This window comes from Pseudalkalibacillus sp. NRS-1564 (assembly GCF_050467905.1).
In the GTDB taxonomy this organism is placed as follows: Bacteria; Bacillota; Bacilli; order Bacillales; family Guptibacillaceae; genus Guptibacillus; species Guptibacillus hwajinpoensis_B.
In genome coordinates this window covers 169,679-180,780 of sequence record NZ_JBITPM010000011.1, presented here as the reverse complement: position 1 = coordinate 180,780, position 11,102 = coordinate 169,679, and the positions used below count along the sequence as shown (strand labels likewise).

Genomic DNA, 11,102 nt, shown 5'->3' with positions numbered 1-11,102 from the left:
AAGATGAGAAAAATGCAAGGAGAAGAGTTCGATTCGCTCGTATCCTTTTTTGATGATATGGCTCGAACAAAATGGCTTGGAGCTGTTCACGATGAATTAAAACAAGCTTCAGGATCATGGGAAGGGAAGTCCGTTCTAGATGTAGGGTGTGGAACAGGAAGACTCCTTCTTCGTGGCGTCGAGGAAGCGAGTATGCTGACAGGTGTTGATTTATCATCGGAAATGGTGAAGGCAAGCAAACAGAATTTCTTCTTTTTAAATTGAGCGAATAAAAGTCACTTTTCAGAAGATGACGCATGCAATCTTTCGTTTGACGATGACACGTTTGATTTGTCTCTATCAACGTGCGTTATGTTCCTTTTACCAGAGCCAGAAGCAGGTATGAAAGAAATGATGCGGGTTACAAAAGAAAGCGGTAGGATTGTTATGCTAAATCCATCTCTTCAAATGAACCAAATGGCTGCATTCGAGTATGCAAAAAAGCATGGAATGAGCGGTTTTGAACAAACATCACTGTTAAAGTGGTCGAACGTTTCAACGAAAAGACATCGCTATACACCAGAACAGCTAAGCGAGAAGCTGAAAGGACTTGGTGCGAAGGAAACGAAGCATGTAGAAGTGCTTGATGGGCTAGCGATTATTACGGTTGCAAAATTATAATAAAAAGGTTCCCGCTCGTTATATGAGCGGGAACCTTTTTTGTTACTTCTTCATCCTAAATATCAAATCCTGATCTGGTGTTACATAAAGAGTGTTTTGTTGATCATACGTTACAAACCCTGGCTTGGCACCGTTTGGTTTTTTGACATGACGTACTTCGGTATAATCAACCGGAACTGAACCAGATTCTCGTGCTTTACTGAAATAGGCGGCAAGGTTGGCGGCTTCAAGGAGCGTTTCCTCCGTGTATTCTTTACTTCGAATCACCACGTGAGATCCCGGAATATCCTTCGTATGAAGCCACGTTTCTCCTCGAGCAGCAAGCTTATTCGTTAAATACTCATTTTGCTTGTTGTTCTTCCCAACGAGTATTTCCGTACCATCTGACGAGACGTAAGCGTCAAGCTGAGGTTTCGTTGGTTTGGATTTCTTCTTTTTACGACGTTTCTTAATGTATCCTTCTTCTTCAAGCTCTTCACGTATCTCCTCTATGTCACGTGGGGAGGCCGAGGTTAATTGTTGAATCAGCTGTTCCAGATACGCAATTTCTTGATGGGCCATGCTGATTTGTTCTTCAAGAACAGATATAGAATTCTTCGCTTTGCTGTATCTTTTGAAATAGGCTTGAGCGTTTTCAGATGGCGTTTTCTGAGGATTCAACTCAATGAGAACTGTTCCACCATCTTCATCATAATAGTTGATCACTTCTACCTTTTTATCCCCGCGCTTCACCATATGCATGTTTGCTGTCAACAGTTCGCCAAGTAGTTGATACGTATCGGCTTCCTGTGCCTGCTGAATCGTACGAGTGATCTTTTGAATTTTTTTCTCGTTTTTCTTTAATTCATTTGAAAGAAAACGCTCTAGATCATTCGACTGCTGCTTTACGCGATCTCTGTCAGCTTTTCCATAGTAGAAGCGGTCGAGCAGTTCGCTAGCAGATTCAAATTCTCTTTTTTCTCCTGATAAGTGAGACAGCTCAACAACAGAGAAGAATTCTTTCGCTTCTGTTACCATTTGTGGCTTGTAGTGATGCTGCTCTAGCTCTTGGAAGACATCAAAGAAAGCTTCCGGTAGAGTTGTACGGTTAGCTAGTCCTGCCCTGTGAATCACTTCTTTTGCGATCAGTGGTGAAAGTCCACCGAAAGCTTGAACGAGCTGCTGGCTTAGTTTACCTGCATTGAAATCAATTTGTCTTAGAAAATCGTCTCTCGTTAAGCCGAACGGAGAAATTTTGTTCTGTGCAGGAGGTGCAATATAATCCTGCCCTGGAAGAACCGTTCGGTGTCTGTTTACAGACGGTGAAAGATGCTTAATGCTATCTAAAATCATATTTGATTCGTTAAGTAAAATAACGTTACTATGACGCCCCATAATTTCAGCTACTAACGTTCTTGTTGTTAAGTCACCAAGATCATTACGTGCTTTAAATGTGACGTGAATGATGCGTTCATTTTCGATTTGTTTAATCTCTTCTACAATACTACCTTCTAAGTGCTTACGAAGAAGCATGCAGAACATTGGAGGCTCCTTTGGATTTGCATAGGATTCCTGTGTTGTTTGAATTCTTGCATAAGATGGATTCGCCGATAATAACAGCTGATGATTTTTACCACCTGAACGAATAACAAGTAATAAATCAGTTGCATAAGGCTGATAGATCTTCGTAACTCGTCCACCTTTTAACAATTCATTTGTTTCGTGTGCAACGGCTCTCATTACCATACCGTCAAAAGACATATTGTTCACCTACATTCCTATCAATAGACATTATTCTTAGTATAGCATTTTTTTGAGCTTGTCTGAATATAGATGAATTATTAGGGAGATTACGTGCAGGATCGGGGTGGGGAAAATGAACTGGTATAACATGACAAAAGCGGAAGTGAAAGAGGAATTAGAGACAAGCGATGAAGGGATTAGCTCAAAAGAAGCGGTGCAAAGAAGAAAGACATTTGGATTAAATCAGCTCGATGAAGTAGAAAGGCCATCAATGATTTTAATCTTCTTAGCCCAATTTAAAGATTTTATGGTCGTTGTGCTTCTTGCAGCTACGTTGATTTCCGGTTTACTTGGAGAGTATCTCGATGCCATTGCTATTATCCTAATCATTTTAATGAATGGGATACTCGGCTTTGTTCAAGAGCGAAAGGCAGAGAAGTCTCTCCAAGCGTTAAAACAGTTGTCATCTCCAAAGATGAGGGTCCTTCGTGATGGAGAATGGACAACAATTCAAGCTTCAGAAGTTGTTATCGGAGATATGGTACGGATGGAAAGTGGAGATCGAATTGGAGCAGATGTGCGATTCTTTTCTTGTCAGGGCTTGCTTATTGAAGAATCCGCCTTGACGGGGGAGTCATTGCCAGTGAACAAGCATCCAGAGCCGATCCCGGATGAACATCCAGGGCTAGGGGATCAGCACAATATGGGATTCATGGGCACGCTCGTTACAAAGGGAAAAGGGATTGGCATTGTAACAGCAACAGGAATGAAGACCGAAATGGGAAAGATCGCTCACTTAATTCAATCAGCGGATACGATGGAAACGCCTCTTCAACATCGACTCGAACAGCTGGGTAAAATCTTAATCGCAGCAGCGCTTATGCTTACAGCGTTAGTCGTGGTCCTTGGGATCATTCAAGGACGCGATGTGTATAGCATGTTTTTAGCTGGTGTATCGCTTGCTGTGGCAGCAATTCCTGAGGGATTGCCAGCGATTGTGACCATTGCGCTTGCGATCGGCATGCAGAGAATGAGTAAACGGAAAGCGATTGTTCGTAAACTACCGTCTGTTGAAACACTTGGATGTGCGACAGTCATTTGTTCTGATAAGACAGGAACACTTACACAAAATAAAATGATGGTTACAAAACTGTGGGCTGGAGGGGAAACGTGGGAAGTGACCGGATCGGGTTATTCTCCTTACGGTGACTTTTTTAAAGGAAATACGCGTGTTTACTCAGATGATGAGCGGTCTTTAAAGCAACTTCTGACGTTTGGTCTTCTCTGTAGTAATGCAAGAGTGATAGAGAAAAAGGGTGAATATGTACTTGATGGAGACCCAACTGAAGGAGCGCTTGTTGCTGCTGCGATGAAGGCTGGGTTAACAGAGGATGTAAGAGAAGAAGAGTTTACCATCATTCAAGAGTTTCCATTTGATTCTAATCGGAAAATGATGAGTATGATTGTGGAAGATTCTTCTGGTAAACGCTATGTTATTGCCAAAGGGGCACCAGATATTGTTTTAAAGCAATGTGAATCAGTTCTATGGAGTGAGAAGAAAGCGCCATTACGCAAAAGCTATGAGAAACAAATTCAAGAGCAGCTTGATACGTTTGGTAGTTTAGCTCTAAGAACGATTGCAGTTGCTTTTAAACCGATACAAAATGAAGAGAATATGCTACATAGCGTTCAGGCTGAATCTCGTTTAACATTTGTCGGTTTAGAAGGTATGATTGATCCTCCACGGGAAGAAGTAAAGCAAGCTGTTGCAGATTGTAAAACAGCAGGCATCAAAACGATCATGATCACAGGGGACCATGTGACAACCGCAAAAGCGATTGCTCTTAACCTGGGGATTCTACCAGAGCGTGGCAAAGTAATGGAAGGAAGTAAGCTATCGACATTGACAGTAGAAGAACTCGAAAATCAAGTTGAAGACATCTATGTTTTTGCTCGTGTGTCGCCTGAACATAAATTAAAGATTGTAAAAGCCCTCCAAAATAAAGGGCATGTTGTCGCAATGACAGGGGATGGAGTAAATGATGCTCCGGCTATTAAGGCATCTAATATCGGCATTGCAATGGGACAAACAGGAACGGATGTTGCAAAAGAATCGTCATCGCTCATTTTAAGTGATGATAATTTTGCTACGATACGAGACGCAGTTGAAGAAGGAAGAAACATATACGAGAATATTAGAAAATTCATTCGCTATTTATTAGCATCTAATGTAGGCGAAATTCTCGTCATGCTATTTGCTATCTTGCTCATGCTGCCGCTTCCTCTCGTACCCATTCAAATACTATGGGTGAACCTCGTCACAGACGGGTTGCCAGCAATGGCTCTTGGACTTGATCCTGCAGAGGGTAACGTCATGAAGCGAGACCCACGCAAGCCGAAAGAAGGCGTATTTGCAAGGGGGTTAGGTTGGAAAATCATTTCTAGAGGGATTATGATCGGAGCATGTACATTAGCAGCGTTTATGATCTGTTACAATGAAAACCCAAATGACCTCGTTCAAGCGCAAACTGTAGCTTTTTCAACGCTCGTTCTTGCGCAATTAATCCATGTTTTTGACTGTCGAAGCGAACGGTCGATTTTTCACCGAAATCCATTTGAGAATAAAGCGTTGGTTCTTGCTGTCCTATCTTCCGTTGGCTTGCTTCTGGCAGTAATCTACTATGAACCATTACAACCGATTTTCCATACAACTTACTTATCAATGAGAGAATGGATGTTAATATTAGTCTTCTCAAGCATTCCAACATTTCTTCTGGCTGGAACAACACTCTTTAGAAGAAAACATAGCAGAGGGTAGCCCCCTCTGTTTTTCTGTTGTAGCACGTATAGTCGAGAGAGATATCCCTTTGTTTCGGTTTGATGAAGTGGTACAATTGGTTAGAATAGCTATTGGATGTGATAATATGGTTAAGAGCATGACCGGGTTTGGCAGAGCGTCAAATGTATATGAGGGTGTTCAAGTAACAATCGAAATGAAGTCTGTGAATCACCGCTACTTTGATGGAACATTTCGCATGCCAAAAGCAGTCTTTCATCTAGAGGGTAGGATGAAGAAGGCGATTCAGAGCTATGTCAGTCGTGGCAAAATCGAACTTTATTTAACCATCGATGGAGCTGATTTACAATCATCTAATGTTCAAGTAGATTGGCACTTGCTAGATCAATACATAATGATTTTGAAACAAGCTACAGAACGCTATCATTTGAAAGAAGATTTGTCAGCTTCTACCATGATGAATCTGAATGTTTTTCAAGTGAATGAAAAGGAGCATAACATCGATCAGCTTGAGGAATCGATTTTTTATACGCTAAATCAAGCTATTCATAAGCTCGTTGAGATGCGTCAGATCGAAGGAAAGGCACTTGATCAAGATATACGCCAAAAACTTGCGAACATGAATGATCAAATGACTTCTATTTCACACCTTTCTCATGAAGTAACAACAGTTTTTGAGAACAGGATCCGCACAAAGCTTGAAAGTTTTAAAGAATTAGATGAAGTGGATGAAGCCCGGATATTATCTGAAGTAGCTTTTCTTGCAGATAAAGCGAGTATAGATGAAGAAATCATCAGGCTCCGTAGTCATCTGGCCCAATTCCATGATATTCTTAGTAGTGATGGTGTCGTTGGAAGGAAACTTGATTTCTTAGTACAGGAAATCAATAGGGAGCTGAATACGATCGGTTCCAAGTCTCAACACCATAAGATCAGCCAGCATATTGTTGATCTTAAGAGCGAAGTGGAAAAGGTTCGTGAACAGGTTCAAAATATTGAATAGCCTGAACGCTTTGTTTAAAATCACCTTACTGGTGTAAAAATAGAATCGTGATTCCTGGGAGGAACGACCATGAGTATTAAATTAATCAATATCGGATTCGGAAACATTGTGAATGCGAATCGAATTGTCTCAATTGTTAGTCCAGAATCGGCACCAATCAAACGAATCATTACTGTTGCAAGGGACCGCAATATGCTTGTGGATGCAACATACGGACGAAGAACACGAGCTGTTATTATCTCTGATAGCGACCATGTTATTCTTTCGGCAGTCCAGCCTGAAACAGTAGCTCAGCGTCTAGTAAACAAAGACGAGCTTTCAGACGAGTAGCATCAATTAAGTGGAGGTAAGTATGGAAAAAGAACGTGGATTGTTAATTGTTCTATCAGGCCCATCTGGTGTCGGAAAAGGAACAGTCAGAAAAGCATTCATGCAAAATGCGGCTGAAGTACAGTATTCGATTTCTGTTACAACCCGTAAACCGCGTGAAGGTGAAGTGAACGGCGTCGATTATTTCTTTAAATCTCATGAAGAATTTGAAGAGATGATCGAAAATAATAAGCTACTCGAATATGCCCATTACGTTGGCAATTATTACGGTACGCCTGTTGACTATGTGGAAGAGACATTGCAGTCAGGTAGAGATGTGCTACTTGAAATTGAAGTTCAGGGAGCAAAGCAAGTACGAAAGCATTTTCCTGAAGGAGCTTTCATTTTCTTAATGCCTCCTAGTTTGACAGAACTTAGAAATCGCATCGTAAACCGCGGTACGGAATCAAATGATTTAATTGATAACCGTATGGGCGTAGCGAAAGAGGAAATCGAATTGATTGATGAATACGATTATATCGTTGAAAATGATCAAGTTGAATTAGCTTGCGAGCGAATTCGTGCTATTATTACAGCAGAGCACCTTAGACGTGATCGTCTTGCACATAAATATAAGAATGTAACGGAGGTTTAATTATGATTTTATACCCATCGATTGACTCACTAATGGATCGCATTGATTCAAAGTACACACTTGCAACACTTTCAGCTAAGCGTGCACGCACGATTCAACAAACTGGTAATGTTTATGTTGATCGCCCAAAGTCCGTTAAGGCTGTTGGCAAAGCGCTTGAAGAAGTGCTTGATGGCAAACTACTTGCTGATGGAATGATAGAAGACTGATTAAGAAGTAACAACCTATGAGAATAGGTTGTTATTTTTTTCTTGATTCTATAGAGAGAATTCCATTACGATCGCTATAATTATCAAGGTTGCGATATTTATATTATGTTAACTAATAAGATGGAAGGTGAATCTGGTGAGTTTCAAAGGGAAGAAAATTTTGCTTTGTGTGAGCGGTGGAATTGCGGTGTTTAAAACAGCGGCACTTACGAGCAAGCTGTATCAAACAGGCGCAGAAGTAAAAGTGTTAATGACAGATTCAGCGACTGAATTCGTAACGCCGTTAACATTCCAAACGTTATCACGAAATGATGTGTATCGAGATACGTTCGAAGAAAAAGATCCAGCTTCAGTTGCTCATATTGATCTGGCAGATTGGGCCGATCTCGTCTTGATTGCCCCTGCAACAGCGAACATGATTGGTAAGCTAGCTAATGGAATTGCAGATGACATGATGTCCACCACATTACTTGCTACAGAGGCACCTATCTTTGTAGCCCCTGCCATGAACGTTCATATGTACGATCATCCAGCGGTGAAAAAGAATATGGATGTACTTCGCTCCTTCAACTGTCATTTTCTTGAGCCAGGAGAAGGTTTACTCGCGTGCGGTTACGTTGGCAAAGGTCGGATGGCAGAACCAGAAGACATTCTCTCAACACTCGAAACATATTTTCAAGAGGATGTAGGGGACTTGTCTGGAAAGAAAGTTATCGTTACAGCAGGCCCAACTCGTGAAGCGGTTGATCCCGTTCGTTACTTTACAAATTATTCATCCGGGAAAATGGGCTTTGCTCTAGCCGAGCAGGCCGCGAAACGTGGCGCAGATGTCACGCTTGTAGCAGGTCCTGTTACGTTAACGACTCCTGAACGAGTTGAACGTATAGATGTGATAACAGCTGAAGAGATGTACCAAGCTGTCCTGTCAGCTTCTGCGGATGCTAATGTGATCATTAAGGCAGCTGCAGTTGCTGATTACCGTCCTTCTATGGTCTCTACTGAGAAAATGAAGAAGTCAGATGATGATATGGTCATTGAAATGGAGCGAACAAAAGATATTTTATGGACCCTTGGACAGCAGAAAAAGGATCAAATACTCGTCGGCTTTGCTGCTGAGTCAGAGCGGTTAGATGAATATGCTCTAAAGAAGCTAGAAAAGAAAAACCTTGATCTTATCTGCGCGAATAACATTAAAGCAGTGGGAGCAGGTTTTGACAAAGATACAAACGTGATGACGCTCCTTAGAAAAGATGGGGAGCGAGTAGATCTTCCATTACAGTCAAAACATGAAGCGGCAAATCGTATATTGGATGAAGTGATACGTCTGGACGTGACACATTCATGATCGCTAAAGTTATCGTTGACGTACCAGCAAATCAAACTGATCGCATGTTTGATTATGCTATTCCTGAAGAATGGGAGGAAATGATCGAGCCTGGAATGAGGGTTGTCGTTCCTTTTGGACCAAGAAAAATTCAGGGGTTCGTTATCTCTGTCGTAAGTGAATCAGAACATGCAAAATTGAAGGAAATAAGTGAAGTGAAAGATGTTACACCAGTGTTGACAAAAGAATTACTTGATCTTGGATTCTGGCTAACTGAAAAAGCACTTTGCTATGCCGTATCGGCTCTTCAAGTTATGTTACCTGCAGCGATGAAAGCGAATGTAACGAAATCAGTTGTGCTCGGAAACCGTTCGAATGAAGCGGCACCATGGCATCGTATGCTCACTTCTTCAAACGTTGTGAAGTGGGAAGACTTTCTCTCCCACTTTAGCCATAAGGAGTTAAATCGAGCTATCAAAAATGATGAGCTTGAAGTACGCTATGATGTGAAAGAGAAAACGGCACCGAAAACAATCCTTTCTGTTTCCGCGGCTCTTAGTGAGGCTCAACTTCAAAGCGAAAAAGAACAAATGGGTAACCGTGCGTTGAAACAGCAGGAAATTATTCAGCACTTTATTCAATATGAAGGCGCGGTTTCTTATAAAGAGCTCATGGATATGCTCGATACTACCCGGTCTACAATCAAATCGCTTGTATCAAAAGGGATATTAAAGGAAGAAGAAGTGGAGCTTTATCGTGATCCTTATAAGGGTCGAGAGTTTACACCTTCAACTGCTCTGGAGCTAACTGATCTCCAAGAACAAGCGATTACGCCAATTCTTCATAGCATTGAAAATCGTCATCACGAGACGTTTCTCATTCATGGCGTAACAGGGAGCGGGAAAACAGAGATCTATTTGCAATCGATTCATCGTGTGCTCGAACAAGGTAAAGAGGCAATTGTCCTCGTCCCTGAAATCTCATTAACACCACAAATGGTGACCAGATTCAAAAGTCGATTCGGTTCAGAAGTCGCTGTTTTACATAGCGGTCTTTCTCGAGGAGAAAAGTACGATGAATGGCGTAAGATTCATCGGAAAGAAGTGAAAGTAGTTGTTGGAGCACGTTCGGCGGTTTTTGCGCCTTTTACGAATCTTGGCATCATTATTATTGATGAGGAGCATGAGAGTAGCTACAAACAGGAAGAAAACCCAAGGTATCATGCGAGAGATGTAGCTATTAAGCGCGGAGACCACTACGCGTGTCCCGTCGTACTAGGCAGTGCTACACCGTCACTCGAATCTTATGCAAGAGCGTCCAAAGGTGTCTATACTCTCCTTGAATTATTAGAAAGGGTAAACAAGCAGGCAATGCCTGCTGTGTCTATTGTCGATATGAGAGAAGAATTGCGAGCCGGCAACAGGTCGATGTTTTCGAATGATCTTTATGACAAATTGAAAGACCGCCTGGAAAAAAAGGAGCAAACGGTTCTCTTTTTAAATCGAAGAGGATATTCAACATTCATCATGTGTCGGGACTGTGGGTATGTGGCGGAATGTCCTCATTGCGATATTAGCTTAACGTATCACAAAATCAATGGAACAATGCGATGCCACTATTGTGGCCATGAAGAACCCTTTCCAAGCCGCTGTCCTGAATGTGAAAGCGAGCATATTCGCTTCTTTGGGACAGGCACTCAGCGAGTGGAAGAAGAACTAACGAAAATTCTTCCGGAAGCTCGGGTAGTTAGAATGGACGTTGATACGACAAGGAGAAAAGGAGCGCATGAGAAGCTCCTGAACCAATTTGGAGAAGGAAAAGCCGATATTCTACTTGGTACTCAAATGATCGCAAAAGGTCTTGATTTTCCGAACGTAACGCTCGTTGGTGTTTTAGCGGGTGATGCAATGCTCCATCTACCTGATTTTCGTGCTTCTGAGAAAACGTTCCAACTTCTCACGCAAGTTAGTGGTCGTGCCGGGCGTCACTTGCTTCCGGGAGAGGTAATCGTTCAATCATACACGCCCGAACATTACAGTATTGAAATGGCAGCTGATCATGACTACCAGTCGTTTTATAAGCGTGAGATGCTAACAAGAAAACAATTTGGCTATCCGCCGTTTTACTTTCTTGCCATGGTGAACGTCTCACACGAAGAGCTAACGAAAACGGTTGATGTGACTGAGAAAATTGCGGGCTATTTAAAGGATCATTTATCCGAAGCTAGTGTGGTTCTCGGTCCTGTTGCTTCACCTATCCCGCGGATCAAAGATAGATATCGTTATCAATGCATGATAAAATACAAAACTGAACCGAACTTACATCATCATTTAAAAGAAATCCAAAAGCACTTTTCGAAGGAAATTAGCCGCGGAGGACTGCAGCTGTCCATTGATACCCAGCCTTATATGATGATGTAGAAT

At 41.8% G+C, this 11,102-nt stretch carries 8 protein-coding genes and 1 pseudogene; 8 read left to right on the top strand and 1 reads right to left on the bottom strand.

Going from position 1 to position 11,102, the window contains the following annotated elements; translation table 11 throughout:
• Positions 1 to 3: 3 nt before the first annotated feature.
• Positions 4 to 660 (top strand): annotated as a pseudogene (locus tag ACIFPW_RS05885) (class I SAM-dependent methyltransferase).
• 42 nt (positions 661 to 702) lie between these two features.
• On the opposite strand, the gene ACIFPW_RS05880 reads toward ACIFPW_RS05885, so the two are convergent.
• Complete coding sequence (locus ACIFPW_RS05880) at positions 703 to 2,400, bottom strand: Rqc2 family fibronectin-binding protein (RefSeq protein WP_430242760.1); 1,698 nt, start codon at positions 2,398 to 2,400, stop codon at positions 703 to 705.
• A gap of 115 nt (positions 2,401 to 2,515) precedes the next feature.
• Between ACIFPW_RS05880 and ACIFPW_RS05875 the strand changes: the two genes are divergently transcribed.
• The 7 genes from ACIFPW_RS05875 to priA all read left to right on the top strand — a co-directional run bounded on the left by ACIFPW_RS05875 (position 2,516) and on the right by priA (position 11,099).
• Positions 2,516 to 5,200 (top strand): calcium-translocating P-type ATPase, SERCA-type, encoded by a 2,685-nt coding sequence (locus ACIFPW_RS05875; protein ID WP_430242759.1) that lies wholly within the window; start codon positions 2,516 to 2,518, stop codon positions 5,198 to 5,200.
• Between the two features lie 106 nt (positions 5,201 to 5,306).
• Entirely contained in the window at positions 5,307 to 6,182 is an 876-nt protein-coding gene (locus ACIFPW_RS05870) for a YicC/YloC family endoribonuclease (RefSeq protein ID WP_430242757.1), read from the top strand.
• Positions 6,183 to 6,251: 69 nt separating this feature from the next.
• Positions 6,252 to 6,512 carry an extracellular matrix/biofilm regulator RemA gene (gene remA, locus ACIFPW_RS05865; protein WP_159782328.1) on the top strand — a complete coding sequence of 87 codons (261 nt, stop codon included), beginning with the start codon at positions 6,252 to 6,254 and terminating at the stop codon, positions 6,510 to 6,512.
• Positions 6,513 to 6,534: 22 nt separating this feature from the next.
• Complete coding sequence (gene gmk, locus ACIFPW_RS05860) at positions 6,535 to 7,146, top strand: guanylate kinase (protein WP_194221376.1); 612 nt, start codon at positions 6,535 to 6,537, stop codon at positions 7,144 to 7,146.
• Between the two features lie 2 nt (positions 7,147 to 7,148).
• Positions 7,149 to 7,355 (top strand): DNA-directed RNA polymerase subunit omega, encoded by a 207-nt coding sequence (rpoZ, locus tag ACIFPW_RS05855; protein ID WP_202407214.1) that lies wholly within the window; start codon positions 7,149 to 7,151, stop codon positions 7,353 to 7,355.
• Between the two features lie 136 nt (positions 7,356 to 7,491).
• Positions 7,492 to 8,700 (top strand): bifunctional phosphopantothenoylcysteine decarboxylase/phosphopantothenate--cysteine ligase CoaBC, encoded by a 1,209-nt coding sequence (gene coaBC / locus ACIFPW_RS05850; protein WP_430242755.1) that lies wholly within the window; start codon positions 7,492 to 7,494, stop codon positions 8,698 to 8,700.
• On the top strand, positions 8,697 to 11,099 hold the full coding sequence (gene priA, locus ACIFPW_RS05845) for a primosomal protein N' (RefSeq protein WP_430242753.1): 2,403 nt from the start codon (positions 8,697 to 8,699) through the stop codon (positions 11,097 to 11,099). Before coaBC ends, priA begins: the two co-directional genes overlap by 4 nt.
• The last annotated feature ends 3 nt before the right edge of the window (positions 11,100 to 11,102 follow it).

Excerpts from the sequence above, each read along its gene's own strand:
- ACIFPW_RS05880 (WP_430242760.1), bottom strand. The coding sequence starts at position 2,400 with ATGTCTTTTGACGGTATGGTAATGAGAGCCGTTGCACACGAAACAAAT.
- ACIFPW_RS05875 (WP_430242759.1), top strand. The coding sequence starts at position 2,516 with ATGAACTGGTATAACATGACAAAAGCGGAAGTGAAAGAGGAATTAGAG.
- gmk (WP_194221376.1), top strand. The coding sequence starts at position 6,535 with ATGGAAAAAGAACGTGGATTGTTAATTGTTCTATCAGGCCCATCTGGT.
- ACIFPW_RS05870 (WP_430242757.1), top strand. The coding sequence starts at position 5,307 with ATGGTTAAGAGCATGACCGGGTTTGGCAGAGCGTCAAATGTATATGAG.
- priA (WP_430242753.1), top strand. The coding sequence starts at position 8,697 with ATGATCGCTAAAGTTATCGTTGACGTACCAGCAAATCAAACTGATCGC.
- rpoZ (WP_202407214.1), top strand. The coding sequence starts at position 7,149 with ATGATTTTATACCCATCGATTGACTCACTAATGGATCGCATTGATTCA.
- remA (WP_159782328.1), top strand. The coding sequence starts at position 6,252 with ATGAGTATTAAATTAATCAATATCGGATTCGGAAACATTGTGAATGCG.